The sequence below is a fragment of the Paenibacillus sp. SJS-P3 genome (assembly GCF_056711585.1).
The window spans coordinates 3,134,691-3,161,510 of the sequence record NZ_CM160043.1 but is presented as its reverse complement, the minus strand read 5'-3'; the positions used below and the strand labels follow the sequence as shown (position 1 = coordinate 3,161,510).

The window sequence follows — 26,820 nt, the reverse complement described above, 5'->3', positions numbered from 1 at the left end:
ATCGTTCGGCTCAGCTTCGGACACATGAAGCACGACTCGTGACGTCGAGATGCCAGGATCGGACTGGATGGGTACATTTGCAGCTTCCGCAGGGGTTGTCATCGAGGATGGCTAATGCTACTGTATAAGAACATATGTTCATTGATAGAGTCATAGAATCCGAAGGCGCGGGCACGGCCGGATCGCCCGACGTTCGCGACATAGAAAGGAAGCGGTAAGCGGTGAAATTCCTACATACGGCAGACTGGCATCTCGGCAAGCTCGTGCAAGGGGTCTATATGACGGAGGACCAACGGCATGTTCTCGAGCAGCTTGTGCGCGCGGTGGAAGAGGAGCGGCCGGATGCCGTCGTCATCGCCGGCGATCTGTACGACCGCGCCGTGCCGCCTACCGAGGCGGTGGAGCTGCTCGACGAGACGCTTTACCGCATCGTCATCGAACTGGACACGCCCGTGCTCGCCATCTCCGGCAATCATGACAGTCCGGACCGGATCAGCTTCGGCACCCGCATGATGTCTCGCCGGGGCTTGCATCTGGCCGGGGCGCTGAAGGCGGACAGCATGCCCGTCGTCCTGTCCGACGAGCATGGCGAGGTCCATTTCCATCTGGTTCCATACGCTGATCCCGCGATGGTGCGCCATGCCTACGGGAACGAAGACATCCGCACCCACGACGACGCCATGAAGGCGATCGCGGACCGCATCGCGGCCGGAATGGACCCTTCGGCTCGCCACGTAATGGTCGGCCATGCGTTCGTCACTCCCGGCGGCGTGCCGGAGGTCAACACGAGCGAATCCGAGCGCCCGCTCTCGATCGGGGGAGCGGAGCATGTGAAGGCGGAATATTTCCGTCCTTTTCATTATACGGCGCTGGGGCATTTGCATCAGGCCCACTGGGTGGAAAGGGAGAATGTCCGCTACGCGGGTTCGCCGCTCAAATACTCGGTTTCCGAGGAGCATCACCGCAAAGGCTTTTTCCTCGTCGAGCTCGATGGAGCGGGACAGGCTTCAGCCAGCTTCCGGCCGCTGCTTGCCCGCAGGGACATGCGCCGAGTCGCGGCTCCGATCCGCGAGATCGAGCACGGACACGAGCCCAGCGAGGATTATGTGTTCGTCACGCTGCTGGACGAGAATCCGGTGCTTTTCCCGATGGAGAAGGTCCGCTCGGTATACCCTAACGCTCTCCATGTCGAGAGGAGGCCGGCCGCAGGCATGCTGCCGCCGGAGCCGGGGGCTGGACCTGAAGGGGCCAAAGCCCGCCGCGACCGCGATCCCGTCGATTTGTTCGATGCATTTTATCGCGAAGTGAAAGGCTCCGAGCTCAGCAAGGAAAAAAGAGAGCTGTTCGGACGGGTCTATGCTGAAGTGCTTCAAGAAGAGGGGGCGGGTCGATGAGGCCGATCAGACTGGTATTGACGGCTTTCGGGCCTTACCGGAACGGGGAGGCGATTGATTTCGAGCCGCTGCACGAGCGGGGTTTGTTCGTCATCTCCGGACAGACCGGAGCGGGCAAGACGACCGTGTTCGACGCGGTCTGTTATGCGCTCTACGGCACCGCCAGCGGCGAGGACCGGGCGGAGGCGCGGATGCTGCGGAGCCATTTCGCGGGAGACGATACGCCGACGTCGGTGGAGCTCGTGTTTGCCGCAAGAGGCCGGAAGTACCGGGTATTCCGGCAGATGCCTCATCGCAAGGCCGGCAACAAGAGCGAGACGGGCGGCAAGGCGGAGCTGTACGAGCTTACCGCCGAGGGCGAGGCGCCTTTGACGGACCGTTTCCATATCAAGGAGGTCGACGCCAAGCTGGAGGAGATCGTCGGCCTCAGCCGCGACCAGTTCATCCAGATCGTCATGCTGCCGCAAGGGGAGTTCCGCAAGCTGCTGACCTCCGATACCGAGAACAAGGAAGAAATCTTGCGCCGCCTGTTCCAGACAGGGCTTTACCGCAGCCTGGAGGAAAGCTTCGCGAGGCGCAGCCGCGAGCTGCGGGAAGCGGCCAAGGACAACCGGCAGCGGCTGCTGTATATGAGCGAGCAGGTGCGGGCGAGTCTCCCTGTCCGGGCAGGAAGCCGGCTGGAAGAGCTGCTTGCGCAAGAGCATGCGGCTCCTTCGCGCCTGATGGAAGGGCTCGAGGAGGAAGCCGTTTATTTCGGCAGCCTGGCAGCGGGACTGGAGCGTGACCGGCTGGAGGCGGAAGCCGCTTATGAAGCGCAGCGGACGAAGCTCGCGGAGGCGTCCCGCCTGAATGCGAGGCTTGACGAGCTGGAGGCGGCCGAGGCGACGGCGGCGAAGCTGGAAGGCCGCGGCGGAGAGATGGCGGAGCTCGAGGCGAAGCTGGAGCGGGCGGAGAGAGCGGCTCGGCTGGCGCCGTACGAGGAGCAGTCGCGGCGTGCGGCTGCCGAGGCGGAGGCCGTGGAGCGGAGGCGCGCCGACGCAGCCGCTGCAGCCGCAGCCGCGGAAGCGGAGCATAGGGCCGCGGCGGAGGCAGCCGAGGCCGCAGAGGCGCGCGAGCCTGAGCGGCGCAAGGCGGCGATGGAGCTGCAGAAGCTGCGCGAGCTTCTGCCGGCGGTGCGCACGCTCGGCGAGCGGCAGGCGGAGCTGGCGAAGCAGCGCGCGGAGGAGGCAAGGCTTGGACGCGAGGCGGAGAGGCTTGCCTTCGAGCTGGAGCAGGAGCGCATCCGGCGCCGCGCGCAGGCCGACCGGATGAGCGCGCTGGAGCTTGAGACGGAGCGTCTGCCTCAGATGCAGGAGCGGCGCTCTTTCATGCAGGAAAAATACAAGCTGCTGAAGCTGATGGCCGATACCGAGCGGCTCGCAGCCGAGCTGGAGCGACAGCAGGCGGACCAGGAATCGGCCGCGAAGCGCTTGCGGCTCGATGCGGAGGAAATAGAGCAGCGCTGGATCGAAGGGCAGGCGGGCAGGCTTGCGGCGCATCTGCATGACGGGCGGCCGTGCCCGGTATGCGGCAGCGCGGAGCATCCCGCGCCCGCTTCCGCCGCAGACGGCGGCGTGAGCCGCGAACAGCTGCAGGAAGCCAAGGAGCGGCTGCTCCATGTGGAGAGGGAGCTCAGCGCCGCAGCCGCGCAAGCGGCAGCAGCCCGAGGCCGCGGCCAAGAAGCTTGGCATCAGGCGGATGCGTTCGGAATCGGCCATGACCGGCTCGACCTGCAGCTGAAGGAGGCTCTGGCCGAGGGGCTTGCCCTCAAGGCGGAATGCGAGAGGCTGGCATCGCTGCAGACGCAGCGGCAAGAGCTTCGTGAAGCGCTCGCTGCCCTCGACCGCCGACTGGAAGAGCTGCAAACAGCTAGGGAAAAGCTGCTGCTGACGCTGCAGCCGCTGGCGCTGGACATAGCCGCCCGGAGCTCCCGCCTGGACGCGGAGCTCGAAGCCGTGCCGGAGCCGCTGCGCGACGCGGCGGCGCTCGAGAAGATGGCGGCCGAGCTGGAGGCGCGCTGCGCAAGGATGGACAGCTTGCTGAAGGCGGCGCGCGAGCGGCTGGCGGGAGGCTCGTCCCGGCTTGCCGAGGCGCGCGCCCGTATGGAGCAGCTGGCCGTGCAGGCAGAAGAAGCTGCCGCAGCCGGCAAAGACGCCGCGGAGAGACTGCGCCTCGAGCTGGAAGCGGCGGGCTTCGCTTCCGGAGCCGAGTACGTGGAGGCAAGGCTGGACGAGGAGATCCGCAAACAGGGAGTCCGTGTGCTGGAAGCGTACCGGTCGGAGCTTGCCGCGCAGCGGCGGCTCGCCGCCGAGCTGCGCAAGGAGCTCGACGGATGCGTCCGCGGCGATGCGGCGGAGCTGGCCGCCGAAGCGGATCGTCTCAAGGCGGTCCGCGAGGAGGCCGACAACCGCTGGCGCCGCTGCAGGCAGCTCGCGGAGAACGTCTCCTCTCTCAAGGCGGCGGTCGGCGAGGCTTCGCTCCGATTCGAGGATTCGGAGCGGGCGCTGGAGGAAGTGGCCGATCTGCACGAGATGCTCAAAGGCGACAATGCGCTGAAGATGTCCTTCGAGCGGTATATCCTCATCGAGTTTCTGGAGCAGATCCTGTATGCCGCCAACGAGCGGCTGCGGGTGCTGTCGAGCGGACAGTTCATGCTGGAGCGCAGCGGCCGGCTTGAGGCGAGAGGGCGCCAGAGCGGCCTCGGCCTCGACGTCTACGACAGCTACACAGGCCAGAACCGGGATGTGAAATCCCTCTCGGGCGGCGAGAAGTTCAACGCTTCCCTGGCGCTCGCTCTCGGCATGACGGATGTCATCCAGGCTCATCAGGGAGGGGTCTCCATCGAGATGATGTTCATCGACGAAGGCTTCGGCTCGCTGGACGAGGAATCGCTCGGAAGGGCGATCGCAGCTCTGGCGGACCTGCAGCGGGCGGGCAGGATGATAGGCGTCATCTCCCACGTCCAGGAGCTCAAGGACGCATTCCCGGCCGTGCTGGAAGTAAGCAAGACGAAGGAAGGGCACAGCCGGACGAGGCTGGTGCTCAAATAGCTAAGACTACAGCGGCAATAGCTGCCGGCGCGATTACAGCCATACAAGGAGGTTAGGCCCATGGGGCTTCGCATGATCACAGGAAGAGCGGGTACCGGCAAAACATCGGCCTGCCTGGACGAGATCCGGGCGCTGCTTGCCGAGGATCCCGGCGGTCCGCCGCTTATCCTGCTGACGCCGGAGCAAGCGACATTCCAGACGGAGTATGCTCTGCTCGGCAGCGGTTCGATTACTTCGAGCCTGCGAGCCCAGGTGCTCAGCTTCCGCAGGCTGGCGCTTCGCGTCATGCAGGAGACGGGAGGAGCGGCGATCATCCCTGTCGGAGAGAACGGCAAGAACATGCTGCTCCACAAAATCGTCCATCGATTGTCCTCCGACCTGCTGCTGTTCCGGGGCGGTGCGGACCAGCAAGGCTTCATCGGCAAGCTCGGCGAGCTGCTGACGGAGTGGAAGCGGTACGGAATCGGTCCGGCCGACATCAAGGCGAGGCTGGGGGATGAGCCGGGAAGCGGACCTGCATCGCTGCTCTCGCGCAAGCTGCATGATTTGTCCCTGATTTACGGCGCCTTGGACGGGGAGCTTGCCGGCCTGTACATGGACGACGAGGATCACTTGGTCCATCTCGCGGAAGGATTCGGAGACTGCGTCTCTCTGCGGGGAGCGCGCATCTGGGTGGACGGTTTCAACGGGTTCACGCCGAATGAGCTGTCTGCTCTCGGATCCATGCTGAAGCATGCGGAGCAGGTGACGGTGACTCTTTGCCTGGACAAGCCCTATGACGACGGCGTCCGACCGCATGAGCTCGATCTCTTCCATCCGGCTGCGGATACGTATATCCGGCTTCGCGCCTTGAGCGAGGAGCTGTCGGTTCCGGTCGATCCGGCAGTCGCATTGCCTGCCGATGCGCCGCCGCGATATGCGCGGGGAGGCATGCTGGCTCATCTGGAGAAGAACTTCGGCAGGTGGAGCCCGATGCCGAATCCGGCCTCGGCCGAGCCGGCGGAAGGCGTCCTCCTGACGGCCGCCGCGAACCGCAGGGCGGAAGTCGAAGCGGCCGCCAGGCAGATGCTCCGGCTGACGCGGGAGAAGGGCGCGCGCTGGCGGGAAATGGCAGTCATCGTGCGGCAAAGCGCGGAATACAACGATGCCATCCATAACGTATTTACGGATTACGGCATTCCATTCTTCATGGACCAGAGCAAGGACGTCCTGCATCATCCATTGTCCGAATTCATTCGCTCCGCTCTGGAGACGGTCCTATACGGCTGGAAGCATGAAGCGGTCTTCCGCTGCGTCAAGACGGAGATGCTGTTTCCCGAGGACGGCAGGATGGACCGCGAGCGCTACGACCGGCTGGAAAACTACGTTCTTGCCGCAGGCATCGAGGGACGGCAGTGGAAAAGCCCCAAGAGCTGGAAACCGCTCCTGCGCGGCGGAGTGGAAGACGAGCCGGCGGAGGCGGATGCCCGCAGGCTGGCGGAGTTCGAGGATCTGTTGAAGGCGCGCAAGGAGCTTGTCTCTCCGCTGGCGAGGCTCGAGAGGGCCATCGCCAAGGCCGGGACGATCCGGGGCATGTGCGAGGCCCTGTTCGATTTCCTGGACCGTTCTGGAGCCGCATCCAGGCTGGAGCGGCGCAGCGAGAGCGATCTGGCCCAAGGAAGGCCGGGCCACGCCCGCATCCACCGTCAGCTGTGGGACGGCGTCATGAGCTTGCTGGACCAGCTCGTGGAGATGGCTGGAGAAGAGGAAGTGCCGGCGGACTTGTTCGCCGGCATGGTCGAGACGGGGCTGGAGAGCCTCAAGCTGTCCGCCGTGCCGCCTTCCCTTGACCAGGTCGTCGTCGGCACGATGGACCGGACGCGGACGGGAGATGTCCGCTTCAGCTTCGTGCTCGGCGCCAGCGACGGCGTGCTGCCGATGCGCATGCAGGAAGACGGCGTGCTGACCGAAAGGGAGCGGGAATCGCTCGGCGACCTGGGGCTCGAGATGGCTCCCGGCATGAGAAGGAAGCTGCTCGATGAACGATATTTGATCTACAGGGCGTTCCTGTCTCCTTCGGAAGGGCTTTGGGTCAGCTGGCCGCTCGCCGACGAGGAAGGCAAAGGCCTCTATCCTTCCGAATATGTCCGGCATTTAAGAAAGCTGTATCCTTGGCTGGAATCCCGTCCTGTGTCGGCCTATCCGGAGAAGGACGAGGGAGAGCGGGAGCTGCTCGAATATATGGAGCTGCCGCAGCGCACGCTCTCCTACCTGATGCCGAGAATCCGTTCCTGGATGGAAGGCGGAGAGCTGCCCGGCTTGTGGCGGGATGCGTACAATTGGTTCGCTGTCCGGCCGCAGTGGCAGTCCCGGCTGCAGGCGATGCTGGATTCCTTGCAATACGCCAATCAGGAGGCGGCGCTGACCAAGCGGACCGCGGACAGGCTGTATGGAAGCCGGCTGACGGCGAGCGTAACTCGGATGGAGCGGTTCGTCTCCTGCCCGTTCCAGCATTTCGCCATCCACGGCCTCGGGCTCAAGGAGCGCAAGCTGTACAAGCTTCAGGCGCCCGATATGGGCCAGCTGTTCCATGCGGCGCTCAGCCGAGTCGCCACGGAGCTGGGCGAAGGCTGGGGCAGAGCGGGGAGCGAGGAGATCAAGGCGATATCCGGCCGGGTCGTCGAGGAGCTGTCGCCCCGCCTGCAATCGGAGATTCTGCTCAGCAGCGGACGCTACCGGTACATCGCGGGCAAGCTGAAGGACATCGTCAGCCGAGCTGCCGTCGTGCTGGGAGAGCATGCGCGCAGGGCGGAGTTCCAGCCTGTCGGGCTGGAAGTGGACTTCGGTCCGGACGGCACGCTGCCGCCTCTCGATATCGAGCTGCCGGACGGCGGCAGCATCCGGATCATCGGCAGGATCGACCGGGTTGACGCCGCCAAATCCGAAAAAGGCTTGCTGCTGCGCGTGCTGGACTACAAGTCCAGCGCGACTCAGCTTCGCCTCGAGGAAGTTTCGCACGGCCTTTCGCTGCAGATGCTTACCTATTTGGATGTGCTGCTCACGCATGCCGAGAAATGGCTGGGGTCCACTGCCCAGCCTGCAGGCGTTCTTTATTTCCACGTTCATAATCCCGTACTCAGCGTTCCGTCTGGGCTCGAGCCGGACGAAGCGGCGGCGATGCTGCTCAAGCGCTTCAAGATGCGCGGTCTGCTGCTCGACGACGCGGACACGGTGCGCATGATGGACGGGGCGATGGAAGGACGCTCCGACCTGCTTCCTGCCGGCTTCAAGAAAGACGGGACCTTCCTCAGCGATTCGGCGCTGGCGTCGGGAAGGCAGTGGGAGCTGCTGCGCTCTTCGGTTCGGCGCACGATCGCGACGATCGGACAGTCGGTCAAGGACGGCGAGATCGCCATCCGCCCTTATCGCCTCGGTTCCAAGACGCCTTGCCAATTCTGCTCGTACCGGCCTGTATGCCAGTTCGATCCGCTCAACGAGTCCAACGAGTATCTGAAGCTCGGTACTCCGGGCAAGGAAGAGGTGTGGCGGTCTCTGGAGGAGCTGGCGGAAGCCCAGGCAGAGCCGGCTTGCGCTGCGGATATGAATCCGGCATCTCGGGATATGGATCCCGCATCCGGGGATATGATCCCTTTGAAAGGAACGGCGGATCGGGATGAAGATGGAGAAGGAAGGAGGAGTTGAAGATGGCGATGGAAGGCTTGATTCCCAAACCGGAAGGATCGACCTGGACAGATGACCAGTGGCGGGCCATTACGGCGCGCGGCGAGGATGTGCTCGTCGCGGCCGCGGCCGGCTCCGGCAAGACGGCCGTGCTCGTGGAGCGGATCATCCGCATCATATCGGAGGATACCGACGTGGACCGGCTGCTCGTCGCCACCTTCACGAAGGCGGCAGCGGCGGAGATGAAGGAGCGGATCCGGACGGCTCTGGAGGCTGCCCTTGAGCGCGACCCGGCCTCGGAGCATCTGCGGCGGCAGCTGGCGCTGCTCGGCAGAGCTTCGATCACGACTCTGCACTCCTTCTGCCTTGATGTCATCCGCCGCTATTATCCTCTTATCGGCCTCGATCCCGGATTCCGGGTCGCCAACGAGACCGAGGCCGAGCTGCTGCGGCTGGAAGTACTGGACGAGCTGTTCGAGGAGCGCTATGCCGGAGACGCCGGCGGCGACGGGGATTTCCTCCGCCTGGCGGACCGCTACGGCGGCGAGAAAGGCGACGAGCCCTTGTACCGGCTTGTCCAGCAGCTCTACGATTTCTCGCGCTCGCAGCCTTGGCCGGATGATTGGCTTCGTGCGATGGCGGCCGCTTTTGCAGCCGGCGGACCGGAAGAGCTGCAGGGCAGCCCTTGGGTCGCGGCGCTGGAGGCGGATATTGCGCTCGCGCTTGGCGGCGCCAGGCTCGCGCTTCAGGAAGCGCTCCGGATGGCGCTCTTGCCGGACGGACCTTCCGTTTATGCCGACACGCTCCGGGAGGATCTGAGTCTGGTCGCCGGTCTGTCGGAAGCGGTTGCCGCCCGTCCTTGGGACGAGTGGCGGGACGCCTGGCAGCTGGCGGGGGGCTTCGGAAGGCTGAAGTCCGTGCGAGGCGGCGATGCCGACAAGAGCCTTCAAGAGCGCGTCAAGGATCTTCGGGACGAAGCGCGCTCGCTCGTGGACGAGCTCGGCAAGGAGCTGTTCAGCCGCTCGGCCAAGCAGTACGCGGCGGAGCTGGAGCAGCTGGCGCCGCTCATGCGCGCCCTGGCGGAGCTCGTCATCGAGTTCGACGGGCGCTATCAGCAGGCCAAGCGGAAGAAGGGGCTTCTCGACTTCGGGGATCTTGAGCATTACTGCCTGCAGATTCTGCGGGCGGACGATTCCAGGCCGGGCAGCAATCTGCCTTCCGCCGCAGCGCTCGATTACCGCAAGCAATTCCGCGAGGTGCTGCTGGACGAATATCAGGATACGAACCGGGTCCAGGAATCCATTGTCGAGCTGCTGACCGGAGTCGCCGGAGAAGGCGGCACCCGCTTCATGGTCGGGGACGTCAAGCAGAGCATTTACCGGTTCCGCCTGGCCGAGCCGGATCTGTTCCTGGAGAAATACCGTCTGTTCCAGTCTGCGCAGCGAAGGGAAGCAGTCGGCGAAGCAGCAGGCATCGATGCGGGAGCTTCCGGACGCCGGATCGATCTGGCCCGGAATTTCCGCAGCCGGCTGCAGGTCGTGGACGGGGTGAATGCGGTTTTCAAAGCTCTGATGAGGGAATCCGTGGCGGAGATGGAATACGATGAAGCCGCCGAGCTGGTGCTGGGGGCTTCGTATCCCGACCCGGATCCTCCGCGCGCCAACCGGATCGAATTCGCTCTGATCGACCGGGAAGGCACCGGCGGTCGCAGCGTCCGCGAAGCCCCGGCCGAGCAGGCGGAAGGATCGCCGGAAGCGGAGCAGCGGGAAGAAGCCGCCGATCTGCAGACCGCCCAGCTGGAAGCCCGCTATATCGCCGGACGCATCCGGCAGCTGCGGGAAGAAGGCTTCGCCGTTCATGACCGCAAGGGCAAGCGGGGACTTGCCTGGAGGGACATCGTCATCTTGCTGAGAGCGACGAGATCCTGGGCTCCGATCCTGATGGAGGAGCTGCAGGCTGCCGGAATTCCGGCTTACGCCGAGCTTGGCAGCGGATACTTCGACGCCGTCGAGGTTGAGGTCATGCTCTCGGCGCTTCGGGTCGTGGACAATCCTTATCAGGATATTCCGCTCGCTGGCCTTCTCCGTTCCCCGATGTTCGGCTTGAACGCCGAGGAGCTTGCCGGGATCCGAATTGGCGGCGGAAAAGGCTATTTCTACGAGGCGGTTGTCAAGGCGGCCGACGACCTGCTCACGGAAGAGGGGCTGCGGCGCAAGCTGTCGCTCTTCCTCGGCAAGCTGGACGAATGGCGGGACGCTGCCCGCCAGGGCAGCCTGGCCGACCTCATCTGGCGCATCTACGGCGAGACCGGTTATTATGATTGGGCGGGCGGCCTTGCCGGGGGCATGCAGCGTCAAGCGAATTTGAGGTCGCTGCATGACCGGGCGCGCCAGTTCGAGGCCGGCACAGCTCGCGGGCTGTTCCGCTTCCTCCGCTTCATGGACCGGATGCGGGAGAACGGCGGGGATCTCGGCACGGCCGGCGCTCTCGGAGAGGGCGAGGACGTGGTGCGGATCATGTCTATCCATAAAAGCAAGGGGCTGGAGTTTCCGGTCGTATTCGTCGCTGGATTGGGCAAGAAATTCAACCAGCAGGATATGAGCGCGCCGTTCCTCATGCATAAGGAGCTAGGCTTCGGTCCCAAGTTCATCGATCCGGACCTGAGGCTCTCCTATCCGACTCTTCCATGCCTGGCGATCCGTCGCCGGATGAGAATGGAGATGCAGGCGGAGGAGCTGCGTGTCCTGTACGTGGCGCTCACCCGTCCGAAGGAGAAGATGATCCTCGTCGGCACGACGGACGACGCTGCGAGGACAACCGAACGCTGGGCGTCGGCGCTGGACGAGTCCGGCCGGCTGTCGGATTATCGGATCGCCTCCGCGCGCCGTTTTCTGGACTGGCTCGGACCTTTGGCCGGAGCAGGCATGATGGATATCGCCGCCATGCAGCCTTCCGAGGCGGAACGAACTCCCGAGGCGGAACAAACGGAGCCGGAGGGAACAGAGCGGGAACTTCAAGTCCGCTCGGACGGCGAATCCCCGCCATCTTCTGGGGGAGCAGCCTGCGGATCGACGGCTGTCGGGCCGCAGGCCGGCGGCTTGGAGTCGGCTGTGGAATCAGCGGTTGCAGACCAAGCGGCCGCTGGTTCGGATGCAGTCGCCGAAGCTGCCGCTCCTGCCGGCAAGCCGCGTCCAGGCCGGAGCGGTTTCGAGGAATGGGAAGCCGGAGTCGTGCCTTATTACACCCTCGGCTCCGAGGCGGCCGCAGCCGCCGATGCCGGTCCAGTCGGACCGGACCCGGACGAGCTGCAGGCGGTCCTCGGCATGATTCCGATCGGGGCCGGCGGCTGGGAAGCCGAAGTGGAGCGGCGGCTTTCGTGGGAATACCCTTACGGAGAGGCATCGCGCATAGCGGCCAAAACCTCCGTTACGGAAATGAAGCGCATGCGGGGAGAAGCATACCGGACGGAAGACTCCGCTTCTTACGAAGAAGGTCCTTTCGTCGATAAGAATGGCGGCGGACTTCCGGCTGTGCCGGAGGCGCCCGGCTTCAATGACGGCAGCCGCAGCGCGCAGCAGCGGACAGAGGGTTCCTCCTTCCGTCTCCGCAGGCCTCAGTTCATGGAACGCAAAAAACTGACGGCAGCCGAGAAGGGAACTGTGCTTCATACGGTCATGCAGCATTTGCCGCTGGCCGGCAGCATCGATCAAGCAGCGGCAGAGGATACGGTAGCCGGGCTTGTCCGGAAGCGGATCCTGACCGAGGAGCAGGCGTCTGCCGCCGATACAGCTTCGGTCGTCGCTTTCTTCGAGGGAAGCCTCGGCCAGAGGCTGCTCCGCTCCTCCAAAGTCCGGCGCGAAGTGCCGTTCAGCAGCACGCTTCCCGCAGAGCGGGTCTATCCCGGCACGGGCGCCTCGGAAGCCGACGAGCCCGTGCTGATCCAAGGCGTCGTCGATTGCCTGTTCGAGGAAGGGGAGAGGCTCATCCTCGTCGATTACAAAACGGACCGTCTAGTCGGCGGCGCATCGGAAGCGGCTGAGAAGCACCGGTTCCAGCTGGAGCTGTACGCCTCCGCGATCGAAGCGGCGCTCGGCAGGCCTGTCGATGAGCTTCACATTTATTTCCTGAACAGCCGCGAGGCCGTTCAGCTGACTCCTGACGAAAAGGAATGATCTTGTTGGAAGCATCATCACCACCGGAAACGGCCAAGCGCTCCTATGCGCTCGCCGTGCTGCTCGTGCTGCTCACGGCCAGCCTCATCGGCAACGTGTTCTTGTTCTCCCTGCATCTTCAAGACAAGCAGCAGGATCGCGTGGACCAAGGAAAGACGATCCTGCAAAGCATGGGCGGGACGAGCCGGGCTTTGTCGAATCTCGCGGCTCTGCTGCCTGCGTTGGAAGAAAAAAGCGGGGCGGACAAAGACCAGGCCATCTATGATGCGGGAGCCTTTTTCCTGGGCCAGTCCGGTTCGTTCCTGACATTGATGGACAAAGGCAAGGAATTCAGCGCGGACGCTGCCAAGTGGCCGGCGGATTACAAGCAGTCGGCCATTGCGTTCGTGGATAAGGCCGGAAAGGTTGCCGTCTCCGGCACCAAGGAGGATATAGCTCGTCTTGCGCAGACGGCCAAGGAGCTGGCTCAGCTGCTCAGCGGCGTCGACTTTTCGATCGACAGCAAGGAACGCGCGCTGACGATTCAAGCCGAGAAAGGTTGGCCTGACATCTGCCTGCAAATGCTGATGGTTATGGAAGCATACTTGAAAAGCTGATGACTAAGCTCGGCTTCTTCGCGAAAAGGCGGCCCGTAGGCTGCTTTTTCTGCTTTATGCCCCTCGCGCCAGGCGCGCGGCATGTCGGCGGCCGCCGTTTTTTCCGGCGATTCTCTTCATTTATCGGGACAAATAACCATCTGCCCGTGGGCTGCATAGGATAAAGCAGAACCTATGAGGAGTTGGTCTTCTTTGGAACCTGTCAATCCTGTTGCGACGACGCTGCCTGCCGCGCATCATAAAACTTCTACGGCACCGGTCGCCAAGCCTTCCACGATGCCTGTCATGCCGGAGCCGTCGATTCCAGCGCCGATGCCGATGGCTCCGCCGGTCATGAACACGACGATCAACGTGCTGGTCATGGAAAAGCCGGAGATGAAGCATTTCTGCGACAACCACAAATACCGGTACGTTCTTGCCCACACGAAAGACGGCTGGTGCTGCGACGGCTTCATCGAGCATTATGACGACGAGTATGTCTGTCTTGCCATCCCATGCGACATGGGCGAAGCGCATCCGCGCGCATTCGGACCGGGCTTCGGGCCGGGCTTCGGACCGGGCTTCGGACCTTATCCGCCGCTGTATCCATATCCATACTACCCGCGCCGCCGCTTCGCGCGCGCCGTATTCCCGATGGCTGTGCTTGCCAGCATTACGCTGCTGCCCTTCCTCTAGTCTCCGGCATCACGTTCGAAACTCCCGCGAAGCCGCCCCAAGCCGGCTTCGCGCTTCTTCTCCGGCATGGAAGGACGAGCCTTGGCATGCATGATGAGAGCGGCATGGAATACAGAAGAAGAAGGCCGCATGCCGTTTCCGAAAAAGCTTCTCAACTTCATTAGACGGCAAGCCTCTTTTGCGCTACAATAGGGGGATCAAGGTCTGGAGACGAAGGAGCTGTCGGGAGCTGTGAGCGATTGTATATTCTGCAAGATCGTTGAAGGAACCATTCCCTCCACCAAAGTCTATGAAAGCGCCAATGTTCTTGCTTTCCGCGATATCATGCCTGCGGCGCCCGTACATATTCTGGTCATCCCCAAACGCCATATACCGACGATGAACGACGTGCTCCCCGAGGACGGAGGGCTCATCGCCGAATTGTTCCAGACAGCCGCGTCGCTTGCCAAGGAAGAGGGCATCGACGAGTCGGGCTACCGTCTGATCAACAACTGCAACGCCGACGGAGGGCAGACGGCTTACCATCTGCATTTCCATCTGCTTGGCGGCCGCAAATTAGGCGCTTTGGTGGAAGGACACTCGAGTTGACACCGGCTTTCTCTTTGAATTATAATGAAGATTGATAAGCCGTGTTCATGCTCTGGACCGTCTGTTTCGGAGGGAGGGATAACAAGTGTCTGAAACGAAAGTTCGCAAAAATGAGACCATCGATGCTGCACTCCGCCGCTTCAAGCGTTCCATTGCTAAGGACGGTGTCCTTGCAGAGGTCAAGAAGCGCAAGCATTACGAGAAGCCGAGCGTTAAGCGCAAGAAAAAATCCGAGGCTGCGCGTAAGAGAAAGTTTTAGGAGGATCCTTCCGATATGAACCTGAGCGAACGATTGAACGACGATATGAAGCAAGCCATGAAGAATCAGGACAAGTTCAGACTCACTACGATTCGAATGGTGCGCGCCGCAGTGAAGAACCTGGAGATCGACCTCAAGCGTCCGCTTGAAGACGAAGAGGTTCTTGATATTGTGAGTCGTGAAATCAAACAGCGTAAAGATTCCCTCCAAGAATTTCAAAAAGCGGGCCGCGAAGATCTTGCAAAAGATGTCGCAGCAGAAATTGATATTATTAGTGTTTACCTTCCCACGCAGCTGACCGAAGAAGAAATCAAAGCAATAGTAGAGCAGACCATCCAGGAAACCGGTGCTTCTTCCAAGGCCGAGATGGGTAAAGTCATGAGCGCCCTGATGCCTAAGGTCAAGGGACGCGCTGACGGTAAGCTAGTAAACCATACGGTACTGCAATTTCTGCCCTAACTCGGACCACTCAGACACTCCCCTCCCGGGGAGTGTTTTTTGGTTTAAACGGGAAATGCTTGTCATGCGGGACTCATGCAGGCCATACAGCTACTTATAGCGGGATTTGCGCCCTATTTAAGCGAAACCATCCGCATTCGGCCGACGTATGAAAGGTATACGAATAAAAGGTTTACCAATTGAAACAAGGGGGTGTTTCAGTGGAAATAGGAAAAAAAGCAGGGCTGGCGATCGGATCAAGGTACTTTGCCGAAAAGAAGCCGACAGCGGATTCCGGCCAATTTCATTTCTTCAGGCTCATGAAAATGATGGCTTTAACTGCGGCAGGGCTGCTTTTGCTGCCGTCCCAAGGGTTTGCGTCGGAATCCGGCATGCTGCTGACTGCCCAAGCGGAATCGGCAGGCAGCTGGCTGTCCAATCCTACGGTGGCGGCGATCCTGCTCTTCATCGGTTTTGCCGGCACGATGCTGGCGCTGCTGCTGTCCGGCTTCGCTGCTCCGGGCCTGATCGGCATCGCGGCATTCGGACTCTTTTTCCTTGGTGCCCATCAGGCGGGATACAGCAACGGCTATGACGTCTTCTTCTTTGTTTTAGGCGTGCTGCTGCTGGTGCTCGAGCTGTTCGTGCCGAGCTTCGGCATCTTGGGCATACTGGGAGCGTTGGCTTTGTTCCGAGCGGTTCTGATGAGCTTCGAGGACAGCTTCACTGCGGTCGTCTGCATGCTCACCGCGCTTGCCTTGGCGGTCATTGTTGTAACCGCTGTAGCGCGGCGTTTCAGGGACCGAGGCATATGGAACCGGTTTGTTCTCCGGGACAGACTTACATCCGAGGAAGGGTTTTTGCCCGCCGCTTCCAAGGAGCAGCTGCTGGGACAGCGCGGCATCACCATTACTCCGCTTCGTCCGGCAGGAATCGTGGAGATCGGCGGGGAAAGAATCGATGTCGTGACTTCCGGCGAGTTCATCGCCCAGCACGCCGCGGTTCTGGTATCTCGGGTAGAAGGCACCCGCGTCATCGTCAAGGAATCAACGAATAACGACCAATAAAGGAGTCGATGGAATGGACTATAGTTCCGTAGGGTATGTAATCGCCGCAATTGTGGTTATTGTCGTCATCGCATTGTTTCTGAGTTTCTTTCCCGTCATGCTTTGGATCTCCGCGCTCGCTTCGGGCGTACGGATCTCGATCCTTACGCTGTTCGCGATGCGCTTGCGCCGCGTAACGCCAAGCCGGATCGTCAATCCGATGATCAAGGCGACGAAGGCCGGTCTCGGCCTGTCGATCAATCAGCTCGAGAGCCATTATTTGGCCGGGGGCAACGTCGACCGTGTCGTCAATGCCCTGATTGCCGCGCAGCGCGCCAATATCGAGCTTGAATTCGCCCGCGCCGCCGCCATCGATCTGGCCGGCCGCGATGTGCTGCTCGCCGTTCAGATGAGCGTCAATCCGAAGGTCATTGAAACGCCTACCGTCGCTGCCGTCGCCAAGGACGGCATCGAAGTGAAAGTCAAAGCCCGCGTAACGGTGCGCGCCAACATCGAGCGCCTCGTCGGCGGCGCCGGCGAAGAGACGATCATCGCCCGTGTCGGCGAGGGCATCGTTACGACCGTAGGCTCCTCGAATTCCCATAAGGACGTATTGGAGAATCCGGATCTTATTTCCCGCACCGTGCTCGGCAAAGGCCTTGATGCCGGAACGGCTTTTGAAATTCTGTCGATCGATATCGCGGACGTCGACGTAGGCAAGAACATCGGCGCGAACCTGCAGACCGAGCAAGCGGAAGCCGACAAGCGCATCGCCCAGGCGAAGGCGGAGGAACGCCGCGCCATGGCTGTTGCCCAGGAGCAGGAAATGAGGGCGAAGGTCGTCGAGATGAGAGCCCGCGTCGTGGAATCCGAATCACAGGTTCCGCTGGCCATGGCCGATGCCCTCAAGTCCGGCAAAATCGGCGTGATGGATTACATGAACCTCAAAAATATCGAAGCGGATACCCAGATGAGAGGCAGCATCGCAAAACCGGAAGGCGGAGCGGGCGACGGCAAGCAGGACCGCTGATCCCATGCCGGCTTTGCTTCCAGAGGAGGTGGGTAACTGCCCATGGACAACAATCCGATCGAAGCTTTGATCCGTTTTATCGTAGAGCATATTTATGTGGTCTTTATTGTCGGCGGCGTCATCTGGTCGATTTTCAGCAAAATGGCGAAGCCAGGGGCCGGGCCTAGTCCCGGCCCGCAGCGGCGGCCGTCAGGAATGCCTGATTTCGGAGGGGGCGGCATGCCGCAGCGCACATCGAGTCCTCCGCAGCGCACCGAAGTCCCGGCACAGCGTCCGGAACAACCCGTGCCTGGGCTGGCCCGTCCGCCTTCAGTTCCCGCACGTCCATCGTCCGCCGGTCCGCTCGGACGTACGGCAGATCGCCGTACGGGCTCCATGGAGCCTTCCGAGGAAGGCTTGAGCGGCGGTGAGGGCACGAGCGGCGGCGAAGGGAGATCGTCCGAATGGGCGGAGCCCTGGACAGATGCTCCCGCTTTTCCCGAAGCATTGCCGTCTGGACGCAGAGGCGAGTTCGACAGCCGGAGCATGGACAGCTCCGTTCGTCAGCCGCTGCGCCAGACGCAGCCTTCGCCCCCGGAGGCTGAAGCCGCGCGCGCTTCCGACCTGACAGGCGAGGATATAAGGAAGGCGGTGCTGTGGGCCGAAATCATCGGTCCGCCGCGCTCCCGCAAGCCTTACCGCCGCTAGCCGTTCAGCTTGATGCCTTGCCTAAGGCCGCAGCATGGAAATCGTCCATGCTGCGGCCTTTTTGTCATGGATAAGGGATGAGGGCATCGAATGGTTCCTGAGTGAAGCTCGTGAGATGCGCCGCCCTGGCCTCCGCATGATCCGGCAATATGCCTCCAAGCCGCTTTCATCCGTTCATAATCGGTCCTCTCCCTGCATACTTTCTAAGAAGAATAGACAGCGGATGGATGTATTCTGTTCTTTCTTCGCGAAGCGCCGGCTCTCAGCCCTCATTCCTGGCGGCGGAGCAGCTGCGCTTGCAGAGAAAAGCTGTACGGAGGGAGAATGGACACCTCAATGGGCAAGCTGAGCCGAAGAATGCGCAAATGGACGGCCGATATCCTCGATCTGCCCCAGGATGTGGCCTATGATCTTCCCCGGATGATCATGATCGGGGACCGTCAGCTTTATATTGAAAACCACCGTGGCGTGCTTCATTTCTCGTCGGAGCAGCTAAGGCTCAAGCTCAGCAAGGGAGAGCTCGAAGTCAACGGGATGGATCTCATCATCCGTACGATCTGGACGGAAGAGGTGTTCATCGAGGGCCGAATCACTTCCGTTAATCTGAAGGACGGGGAGGGAAAACGATGAATGAGGGATGGTTGCCGCGGCTGCGGGGAATCGTCACGGTGCGGCTGCGCGGTGGCGCCCAGGAAGAGCTGGTCAACGACTGCTTGAAGGACGGGCTCGCCCTGTGGTCGATCCGGCGGACAAGCCCGGAGGAGATGGAGTTCGCCGTGCAGGTGCCGGACTTCTTCCGGCTTAAGCCGTATTTGAAGCGGACGGGCTGCCGGATTCATGTGACGCAGCGGCGGGGGCTGCCGTTCTGGCTGCGCAAAGCGGCGAAGCGCAAGTTTTTTGCGGCCGGCATCGTCCTCTTTTTCGCGACGATGTTCCTGCTCTCTTCTCTGGTATGGACCATCGAAGTGCGGGGGACGGAGCGGATCAAGCAAGAGGATCTGCTTGCCGCAGCGAAGGCGGAGGGGGTGTATCCGTTCCAATGGTCCTGGAAGCTTCCCGAGCCCAGCCTGCTGGCCGCCAAGCTGTCGGCGCGATTGCCGGATGCGGCATGGATCGGCGTGGAGAAAAAAGGGACAAGAATCATCTTCCAGGTGGTGGAGTCCAAGCGGCCGGATGCCGCCAAGCTGAACAGCCCGCGCCATATCATCGCCTCTTCGGATGCGGTCGTGACGCGCATCATCGCCGATAAGGGAAGGCCGGTCGTCCGAGTCAACTCCAAGGTGAAGAAGGGCCAGACCTTGATTTCCGGCACGATCGGAGAACCGCCCAATACGGCTACCGTCGTTGCCGATGGAGAGGTGCGCGGCCTCGTCTGGCACGAATATACGATTGTTTCTCCGCTAATCATCCAGACCAACGTATATACCGGGGAGAGCAAGACAAAATGGTCGGTTGTCCTGTTCGGCAGGGCGCTGCAGGTCAGCGGGTTCGGAAGCAGCCCCTTTGCCCATTCGCAGACGCAGGAGAAGCTGGAGAATCTGGGCTGGCGGGGACTGAGGCTGCCGGCAGGGCGGCTCAAGGAGACGGTCATGGAAACCCGGGTGGAAGAGAAGACGCTCACCCGCGAGGAGGCCGTGCAAGCGGGCATAGAGAGAGCAAAAGCGGATCTGATGTCGAAGGCGGGGGCGGATGCTGTCGTGAAGGAGCAAAAAATTTTGCATGAGAAGACGGACAATGGTAAAGTTTATATGAAAGTTCTGTTGGAAGTGGACCAATCGATCGTGAAGGAAATGCCACTAGTTCAGATGCAAGGAGAATGAGGAACGCTTGCCAACTGAGACGAAAACCGCCAAGATTGTGCTTGACAACGCTGCGGAAGGGCTTGCTTTGTTCGGCCCCCGCGATCATTATTTGAGAATGATTGAAGCTCTGACCTCCTCGCAGGTCCGGTCCCGCGATGCTGAAGTCGTCATCAGCGGACCGGCCGAAGAGGTCGATTCCCTGGAGCAGCTCTATTCCGTCCTGCTTCAGCTCATACGAGGGGGCTACACCCCGAGCGAGAGAGATATCATGTACGCATTCGAATTGTCCCGCACGTTGGAAGCCGACCAGCTGCTTGATTTGTTCAAGACGGAGCTGACGACGACTTTCCGCGGCAAGCCGATTCGCGTCAAGACTTTGGGGCAGCGCCATTATGTCAAGATGATCAAGGCCAAGGACGTCGTGTTCGGCATCGGACCGGCCGGTACGGGCAAAACCTACCTGGCTGTCGTCATGGCTGTCGCTGCGCTGAAGGAAGGCGCGGTCAAGAGAATTCTGCTTACCCGTCCTGCCGTCGAGGCGGGCGAGAATCTCGGGTTCCTTCCTGGCGACCTGCAGGAGAAGGTGGACCCGTACTTGCGCCCGCTCTACGACGCTCTGCATGACGTCATGGGGCCGGAGGCGACCGCCAAGGCGTTCGAGCGGGGAATCATCGAGATCGCGCCGCTCGCTTATATGCGCGGACGGACTCTGGACGATTCCTACATCATTCTGGACGAGGCCCAGAACACGACTCCCGAGCAGATGAAGATGTTTCTGACGCGGCTTGGCTTCGGATCCAAGATGATCATAACGGGCGACGTCACCCAGATCGACCTTCCGAGAGGCAAGAAATCCGGTCTCAAGGAAGCGCAGCGCATCCTTACGGACATTCCGGAGATCGGCTTCATCCAATTCGTGGAGCAGGATGTCGTGCGGCATTCCCTTGTGCAGAAAATCATCATGGCCTACAATGAGGATGCTGAAATCCAAGCATAGAGAGGACTGTTGGCGGCATGGACCGGAAAAGGGAAGACAGCCGGAGTGCGGCTGAACAGCCTTCATGGATCTATAAATGGAAGCAGAGCCCAGTGATTCGAATCGGGCTCTGCATTTTGTTCGTGCTGCTGTTCTACTTCAACTTGTCCCCGCATCTTGTTCCGGAGACGTACAACATCACCCTGGATCAAGCGAGCGACCGCGACATTGTCGCTTCCAAAGCCGTGGAGGACAAGATCGCCACGAAACGGGCGCAGGAGCAAGCCGCCGAGTCGGTGGAGCCGATCTCCAGCTCGCTGCCGCTCAAGCCGGATTCCATTCTGAACCGGGTGTTCAACCGGATCGAGCTGCTGAATCAGGATGAGGGCGTCACCGAAAGCAACAAGATCGACATCTACCGCAGCGAGATCCCGAGTTATTATAACGAATACTTGGACGAGTTCAGCCGCCTGAACCAAGGCAAGCCGGGAATCAGCGATACGCTGCTTGAGGAGATGGCCAAAGCCGCCAAGGCGCAAGGCTACGCCGTCCCTGCCGAAGTGTTCTACAAGCTTCCAAGCCTGACTTCGGCCCAGATCGCGGAGATGAGGCAGGTCGGAGTGACCGTCGTCCGCAAGCTGTCGGCCGATCCGATCCGGGAAGCCGAGACGGCGCGCGCCAAGGTGGCCGAGCTCGTGAACGCCAGCTCGCTCACGCAGCGGACGACCCGCGAGATCGTGCAGGAGCTCGCCCGCATGTCGCTCATGCCGAACAAGTTCCCGGACAATGCGGCGACCGAGGAAACAAGGAATCTCGCGCGGGAGAATACGACCCCCGTCATGATCAAGGAAGGCGGCATCATCGTCAAGAAAGGCGAGGTCGTGGGCAAGGAGAAATACGAGATGCTGGCGGGAGCGGGCATGCTCGGCGGGCAGCGCACCTACTGGCCGCAGCTTGGACTTTTGCTGGCGAGCGTCCTGTTCGTGCTCATGATCATGGTTTACTTGCAGCAGTCCGGCAGCATCAGCGGGGTGAAGCCTCGCTACAACAATATGCATTTATTCATGCTGTGGCTGATCAATCTGCTCAACCTTGCCTTGATGCAGGCTGCGGGGCTTATACAGTCGGCTTCCATGCCTTACGCGGCCTATATCGCTCCGGCAGCCGTCGGCACGATGCTCATCACGCTGCTGCTTGACAAGCAGCTTGCGATCGTCAGCTCGTTCCTGTTCGCCATCATGGGCAGCGTCATCTTCAATGCCGACCAGAACACTTTGTTCGACTTCCGGTACGGCTTCGTCATCAGCGTCGTCTCGTTCAGCGCGATCTTCAGCGTTCACCGCGCGAGCCAGCGCTCGACGATTCTGAAGGCGGGCATCATGGCGAGCCTGTTCGGAACCGTCTCGGTACTGGCGATCCTCCTGCTCGGCGATCTGCCCGAGCGGAAGGACATCCTGTATTCGCTCGGCTTCGCTTTCGGGAGCGGACTCGTCACCGCCGTGCTCGTCATCGGGCTGATGCCGTTCTTCGAGCTTACGTTCGGCATCCTGTCCGCGCTGAAGCTCGTGGAGCTCTCGAATCCGAACCATCCGCTGCTCCGCAAGCTGCTGACGGAGACTCCGGGAACGTACCATCACAGCGTAATGGTCGGCAATCTGTCGGAGGCGGCGGCGGAGGCGATCGGGGCAGACGGGCTGTTATGCCGAGTAGGGTCGTTCTATCACGACATCGGCAAGACCAAGCGGCCCAACTATTTCATCGAGAATCAGACGAACATCGACAATCCGCATGATTCGATCGATCCGAAGCTGAGCAAGTCGATCATAACGGCGCATGCCAGAGACGGAGTGGAAATGCTGAAGGCGCACAACATGCCGAAGCCGATCCGCGATATCGCGGAGCAGCATCACGGCACGACGTCGCTGAAATTCTTTTATTTCAAGGCGGTCAAGGAAGCGGAGGCGGAAGGAAAGGAAATCGCCTTCACGGAGGATGATTTCCGTTATCCGGGGCCGAAGGCGCAGTCCAAGGAAGCCGCGATCGTCGGCATTGCCGACTGCGTGGAGGCTGCCGTCCGGAGCCTGCGCAACCCGACCATGGAGAACATCGAGTCGATGATCCACAAAATCATCATGAGCCGGCTGGACGACAACCAGTTCAATGAATGCGACCTGACGCTCAAGGAGCTGGACCGGATCGCCCAGACGCTGAAGGAAGCTGTCATCGGCATCTTCCACTCGCGGATTGAATACCCGGAAGACGTGAAACCAAAGGAGAAGCTGGCATGAGTCTGAAATTGGAATGGAGCAGCGAGCAGGAAGCATTCGACATCCCCGCCGAGTGGGGGCAGAGGCTGGAGCAGCTGCTGCAGCTTGCAGGAGAAGCCGAAGGCATGACGGAGGGCGAGGTTGTCGTCACGTTCGTGGACAACGCCCGCATTCACGAGCTCAACAAGGAATACCGCGGCATCGACCGCCCGACGGACGTTCTGAGCTTCGCGATGCAGGAGGACGGGGAGGACGAGCCGGAGATTCTGTTCGAGGTCGAGGACGAGAGCGAGCCGCTGCCTTACCCGGACACGCTTGGCGATATCGTGATATCCATCGAAACGGCTCGAAGCCAGGCGGAGGAATACGGACATTCCCTGGAAAGGGAGATCGGCTTCCTGTTCGTGCATGGCTTCCTTCACCTGATCGGATACGACCATCAGGATGAAGAAGCGGAGGCGGTCATGACGGCCAAGCAGGAAGCCGTCCTGCAGAAGGCCGGCCTCCCCCGGGCGTAGAAGGACATGAGACGCTTTCTTGCCAGCCTGGGGCTCGCGGGATCGGGCATCGGCCATGCGGTTCGCACCGAACGTCACATGAGAGCGCATCTCGTCTTGTTCGTGTTGGCCATGGCCTTGGCTTCATGCCTTGGACTTAAGCGGACGGAGTGGGCGCTGCTGCTGCTGGCATCCGCTCTCGTGCTGGCAGCGGAGCTTGTCAATACCGCCATCGAGAGGGCGGTCGATCTGGCTTGCGGAGGCGAGCTTCATCCGCTGGCCAAGCTGGCGAAGGATACGGCATCCGGCGCGGTGCTGGTCTGCGCGGCAGGAGCTGCGGCGATCGGCATCATCATCATGGGGCCGCCGTTGTGGCGGCTGCTCGCTGGATAAGAAGAACCGGGGTTATATACCCCCACAAGGAGACTAGGAAGCTAGATGAAGGCAGATCCGGTAATTGAGCAACTGAGTGAGCAGCTGTACGAATCGGCGCGCGAAGCGATGAGCAGGGCATACGTACCTTATTCCCATTTTCAGGTCGGAGCCGCCTTGCTCGATGAGCATGGCCATATCCATCTGGGCTGCAACATTGAAAATGGCGCCTACAGCCCCGGCAACTGCGCGGAGCGCACCGCATTGTTCCGCGCCGTCGCCGACGGCTGCGCGCCGAAAAGCTTCAAAGCGATTCTTGTCATCGGCGATACGCCGGGACCGATCTCGCCATGCGGCGTATGCCGCCAAGTGCTGTCGGAGCTGTGCGCTCCGGACATGCCGGTCATCATGACCAATCTGTCCGGCTCCAGAAGTGTCATGACGGTTGCCGAGCTTCTGCCCGGCGCATTCTCTCTGGAAGAGAGCCGGAACAAGAAGGAGGACAACTAAGATGGCAGGTGGAGCAGCAGGCAAAGGTCCCGATAGCACGGGCAAGGGAAATAAAGGATTCCGCTCGGGGTTCGTCGCGATCGTAGGCCGCCCGAATGTCGGCAAATCGACTCTCATGAACCATATGATCGGACAAAAAATCGCGATCATGTCGGATAAGCCTCAGACGACGCGCAACAAGATCCATGGCGTACTGACTCGCGAAGGCTCCCAGATCGTATTCCTGGACACTCCAGGCATCCATAAGCCGCAGTCCAAGCTTGGCGACTATATGATCAAGGCAGCCGAAGGAGCGCTGTCCGAGGTCGAGGCGGTCCTGTTCCTGATCGACGTGTCCGAAGGAATCGGCGGGGGCGACCGTTTCATCATCGAACGGCTGAAATCGGTCAAAACGCCGGTATTCCTGATCTTGAACAAGATCGACAAGGTCGAGCCGGAAAAGCTGCTTGAGACGATCGTCCAGTACAAGGACCTGTACGATTTTGCCGAGATCGTTCCGATCTCCGCGCTTCAGGGCAGCAACGTCGACCGGCTCCTGGAGCAGCTGGAGCGCTATTTGCCGGAGGGACCGCAATATTATCCCGCCGATCAGGTGACCGACCATCCGGAGCAGTTCGTCTGCGCCGAAATGGTGCGCGAGAAGATTCTTCAGATGACGCGCGAAGAAGTGCCGCATTCCATCGCCGTCACGATCGAGGACATGAAAGTCCAGGAAAACGGCGTCGTTCAGATCGGAGCGGTCATCTTCGTCGAGCGGGATTCGCAGAAAGGCATCATTATCGGCAAGCAAGGCGCGATGCTGAAGGAAGTCGGCAAGCGTGCGCGCCGGGATATCGAAGCGCTGCTCGGATCCAAGGTGTTCCTGGAGCTGTGGGTCAAGGTCAAGAAGGACTGGCGCAATCAGGACCGCGTGCTCAAGGACCTCGGCTATCGCAGCGAATGAGTTCCTGCATGGAATTGTCAGCATAGCCGACGCTCCTTTATCGCATTCTAAAGAGGACGACGCCTGCGGGGGCGTTTTCCACTTCGAGAGGCGAAAGGGTGTTGCTTCATGCGGGATTTTTCGTGGACCTATTTTACGCGGACCGGTGATGTAGAGTCATTTCTGCTTTACAAGGAAGTGGATCAGCTTCGCGAGGCAGCCGGCACAGCCGGCATGGCCGCCGCGGCGGAAGCTGCCGAAGAAACGGGAGAGGCGGAGCAGGCTGCCTACTTCTGATTCCTGGCAGCATAGCAGGTCCGGAGCGGGCGCTCCGGACCTTTTGCATGCGGAGAGTCCGAGGATTCCCTCCGATGGGCGAAAGGGGATGGTGTCCATGCTGTACCGAGTCGAAGGGATTGTGATCCGCAGCACGGATTACGGGGAAGGCAACAAAATCGTGACGCTGCTGACGGATACGGTCGGCAAGGTCGGAGTCATGGCGAGGGGAGCGAAAAAGGTCAGAAGCCGGCATACGTCGCTCGTGCAGCCGTTTACATATGGAGAATTCGTTTTTTTTCGCAATGCAGGATTGGGAACGTTGAATGCCGGAGAGATCATGGAATCGAACCATCGGCTTCGCGAGGATCTGGATTTGTCGGCTTATGCCGCCTATGCGGCCGAGCTGTGCGACAGAGCCTTCCACGACGAAGAGGCGGGAGCCTATCTGTTCTATCAGCTCAAGGCCTGCTACGAAGGGCTTCGGGAAGGGAAGGATCCTGCGGTCGTCATTCATCTGTTTGAAATGAAGATTCTCGAAGCCGCCGGATACGGCCCGCAGCTGTTCGAGTGCATTAATTGCGGATCGGATCAGGGGCCTTTCCGGCTGAGCGCGGAAGGAGGCGGAATCCTTTGCCGCCGCTGCCACGGGAGGGACCCGCGCGCGATTCCGCTCGAGGAAGGGACGCTGCGGCTGCTCCGGGTACTGTCGGCTCTCGACATGCGCAGGCTGGGCAATATCCAGGTTCGTCCCGAGACGAGCAAGCAGCTGAAGACGGCGCTGCGCGCTCTGATGGACACTCATCTCGATCTTCGGCTGAAATCGCGTTCATTCCTGGATTCACTGGAGCGGTTCGCTCCGGATCCGGCGGCGCAGGCCGTTCCGCGCCGGCGGCTGCCGGCGGCCGAGTCTGCTGAGGATAGTCTCTCGGAGGCAGCGCCGTCCGGCCGCGAGGAAGCGGCGGACCCGGAGGACGCTGCAACTTGATGGCCGGATAATGATGCGCGGCTTGCTGCAGAATGATGATTGATTGAGCTCTCATGCCTCCTTCAAGACTGCTTGAACCTTTTCTCGATAGGGTAAAGCATCTTTACCCGAGGCCGTTGATGGCCGCAAACGGGACAATCAACGTTCAAGGAGAGTGGCCGGCATGGCAGATAATATCAATGCAGGAAATCCCGATGAGCGGGACAAGCAGAACCCGGAGAACAATTCTCCGGAGCAGACACGAAAAATCGAGCAGGGGCAGAACATAGATCCTCAAGCGGAAGGCAGCAGCAAGCCTGCTCCGGCAGACAAGCAGTCCTGAACTTGTCGGGAACATGGATTCCTTCATGAGGCTGAGCCCGGGAGTTGACAAACCCGTTCCTGAATAATACAATGAGTCAATATGTATAACGGACTATGATGGAGAAGGTAGTCTGCGGCAGATCCGATCAGCGAGCCGGGGGCAGTGCAAGCCCGGACGGACGATGCAGATGACAGGCGCTCCGGAGTGCGTGTTGTTCAGGAAAGAGGGCTTTCGAACGGCGGTCAGCCGGAAGAAGCCAAGTAGGGTGGAAC

Annotated in this window: 24 protein-coding genes; 23 read left to right on the top strand and 1 reads right to left on the bottom strand. The window is 61.1% G+C overall.

Translation table 11 applies throughout. The features are described from left to right. Positions 1–221: 221 nt before the first annotated feature. From AC06G8_RS14640 to AC06G8_RS14615, 6 genes are all read left to right on the top strand, one after another. Complete coding sequence (locus AC06G8_RS14640; RefSeq protein ID WP_480283167.1) at positions 222–1,394, top strand: exonuclease SbcCD subunit D; 1,173 nt, start codon at positions 222–224, stop codon at positions 1,392–1,394. Next, the gene (locus AC06G8_RS14635) at positions 1,391–4,483 is read left to right on the top strand and encodes an AAA family ATPase (protein WP_480283166.1); all 3,093 of its coding nucleotides are present in this window, start codon (positions 1,391–1,393) and stop codon (positions 4,481–4,483) included. Before AC06G8_RS14640 ends, AC06G8_RS14635 begins: the two co-directional genes overlap by 4 nt. 60 nt (positions 4,484–4,543) lie before the next feature. After that, the gene (gene addB / locus AC06G8_RS14630; protein WP_480283165.1) at positions 4,544–8,164 is read left to right on the top strand and encodes a helicase-exonuclease AddAB subunit AddB; all 3,621 of its coding nucleotides are present in this window, start codon (positions 4,544–4,546) and stop codon (positions 8,162–8,164) included. Between the two features lie 2 nt (positions 8,165–8,166). Then, complete coding sequence (gene addA, locus AC06G8_RS14625; protein WP_480283164.1) at positions 8,167–12,315, top strand: helicase-exonuclease AddAB subunit AddA; 4,149 nt, start codon at positions 8,167–8,169, stop codon at positions 12,313–12,315. 5 nt (positions 12,316–12,320) lie between these two features. Next, on the top strand, positions 12,321–12,911 hold the full coding sequence (locus AC06G8_RS14620; protein ID WP_480283163.1) for a hypothetical protein: 591 nt from the start codon (positions 12,321–12,323) through the stop codon (positions 12,909–12,911). A gap of 192 nt (positions 12,912–13,103) precedes the next feature. Further along, complete coding sequence (locus tag AC06G8_RS14615; protein ID WP_480283162.1) at positions 13,104–13,586, top strand: hypothetical protein; 483 nt, start codon at positions 13,104–13,106, stop codon at positions 13,584–13,586. On the opposite strand, the gene AC06G8_RS14610 is transcribed toward AC06G8_RS14615, so the two are convergent. Further along, entirely contained in the window at positions 13,583–13,747 is a 165-nt protein-coding gene (locus AC06G8_RS14610; protein WP_480283161.1) for a hypothetical protein, read from the bottom strand. The genes AC06G8_RS14615 and AC06G8_RS14610 overlap by 4 nt on opposite strands. A 70-nt stretch (positions 13,748–13,817) precedes the next feature. Between AC06G8_RS14610 and AC06G8_RS14605 the strand changes: the two genes are divergently transcribed. The 17 genes from AC06G8_RS14605 (at position 13,818) to AC06G8_RS14525 (ending at position 26,566) form a co-directional block, all read left to right on the top strand. Beyond that, complete coding sequence (locus AC06G8_RS14605) at positions 13,818–14,174, top strand: histidine triad nucleotide-binding protein (protein WP_076354775.1); 357 nt, start codon at positions 13,818–13,820, stop codon at positions 14,172–14,174. Between the two features lie 85 nt (positions 14,175–14,259). Continuing rightward, entirely contained in the window at positions 14,260–14,433 is a 174-nt protein-coding gene (rpsU, locus tag AC06G8_RS14600) for a 30S ribosomal protein S21 (protein ID WP_005547957.1), read from the top strand. A gap of 15 nt (positions 14,434–14,448) precedes the next feature. Beyond that, a complete protein-coding gene (locus tag AC06G8_RS14595; RefSeq protein ID WP_480283160.1) occupies positions 14,449–14,892 on the top strand; it encodes a GatB/YqeY domain-containing protein in 444 nt (147 codons plus the stop codon). A 200-nt stretch (positions 14,893–15,092) separates the two neighbouring features. Further along, a complete protein-coding gene (locus AC06G8_RS14590; RefSeq protein WP_480283159.1) occupies positions 15,093–15,938 on the top strand; it encodes an NfeD family protein in 846 nt (281 codons plus the stop codon). A gap of 13 nt (positions 15,939–15,951) precedes the next feature. After that, the gene (floA, locus tag AC06G8_RS14585) at positions 15,952–16,947 is read left to right on the top strand and encodes a flotillin-like protein FloA (protein ID WP_049867686.1); all 996 of its coding nucleotides are present in this window, start codon (positions 15,952–15,954) and stop codon (positions 16,945–16,947) included. 42 nt (positions 16,948–16,989) lie between these two features. Beyond that, the gene (locus tag AC06G8_RS14580) at positions 16,990–17,634 is read left to right on the top strand and encodes a hypothetical protein (protein WP_480283158.1); all 645 of its coding nucleotides are present in this window, start codon (positions 16,990–16,992) and stop codon (positions 17,632–17,634) included. 336 nt (positions 17,635–17,970) lie between these two features. Beyond that, positions 17,971–18,264, top strand: a complete 294-nt coding sequence (gene yqfC / locus AC06G8_RS14575; protein WP_480285445.1) for a sporulation protein YqfC — start codon at positions 17,971–17,973, stop codon at positions 18,262–18,264. Then, positions 18,261–19,454: a sporulation protein YqfD gene (yqfD, locus tag AC06G8_RS14570; RefSeq protein ID WP_480283157.1), complete on the top strand. Its 1,194-nt coding sequence runs from the start codon at positions 18,261–18,263 to the stop codon at positions 19,452–19,454. The genes yqfC and yqfD overlap by 4 nt, the downstream gene beginning before the upstream one ends. A gap of 7 nt (positions 19,455–19,461) precedes the next feature. After that, positions 19,462–20,433, top strand: coding sequence for a PhoH family protein (locus tag AC06G8_RS14565; RefSeq protein WP_480283156.1), 972 nt, complete (start codon positions 19,462–19,464; stop codon positions 20,431–20,433). 92 nt (positions 20,434–20,525) lie between these two features. Next, a complete protein-coding gene (locus AC06G8_RS14560; protein WP_480283155.1) occupies positions 20,526–22,700 on the top strand; it encodes an HD family phosphohydrolase in 2,175 nt (724 codons plus the stop codon). Further along, positions 22,697–23,197 carry an rRNA maturation RNase YbeY gene (gene ybeY / locus AC06G8_RS14555; protein ID WP_480283154.1) on the top strand — a complete coding sequence of 167 codons (501 nt, stop codon included), beginning with the start codon at positions 22,697–22,699 and terminating at the stop codon, positions 23,195–23,197. The genes AC06G8_RS14560 and ybeY overlap by 4 nt, the downstream gene beginning before the upstream one ends. A 6-nt stretch (positions 23,198–23,203) precedes the next feature. Then, positions 23,204–23,569: a diacylglycerol kinase family protein gene (locus AC06G8_RS14550; RefSeq protein WP_480283153.1), complete on the top strand. Its 366-nt coding sequence runs from the start codon at positions 23,204–23,206 to the stop codon at positions 23,567–23,569. A 45-nt stretch (positions 23,570–23,614) separates the two neighbouring features. Continuing rightward, positions 23,615–24,058 carry a cytidine deaminase gene (gene cdd, locus AC06G8_RS14545; protein ID WP_048749905.1) on the top strand — a complete coding sequence of 148 codons (444 nt, stop codon included), beginning with the start codon at positions 23,615–23,617 and terminating at the stop codon, positions 24,056–24,058. Between the two features lies 1 nt (position 24,059). Then, positions 24,060–25,001, top strand: a complete 942-nt coding sequence (gene era, locus AC06G8_RS14540; RefSeq protein WP_048749906.1) for a GTPase Era — start codon at positions 24,060–24,062, stop codon at positions 24,999–25,001. A gap of 108 nt (positions 25,002–25,109) precedes the next feature. After that, positions 25,110–25,277 (top strand): YqzL family protein, encoded by a 168-nt coding sequence (locus AC06G8_RS14535; protein WP_480283152.1) that lies wholly within the window; start codon positions 25,110–25,112, stop codon positions 25,275–25,277. 97 nt (positions 25,278–25,374) lie between these two features. Continuing rightward, on the top strand, positions 25,375–26,244 hold the full coding sequence (recO, locus tag AC06G8_RS14530) for a DNA repair protein RecO (protein WP_480283151.1): 870 nt from the start codon (positions 25,375–25,377) through the stop codon (positions 26,242–26,244). 163 nt (positions 26,245–26,407) lie between these two features. Further along, positions 26,408–26,566, top strand: coding sequence for a hypothetical protein (locus AC06G8_RS14525; RefSeq protein WP_480283150.1), 159 nt, complete (start codon positions 26,408–26,410; stop codon positions 26,564–26,566). Positions 26,567–26,820 lie beyond the last annotated feature (254 nt).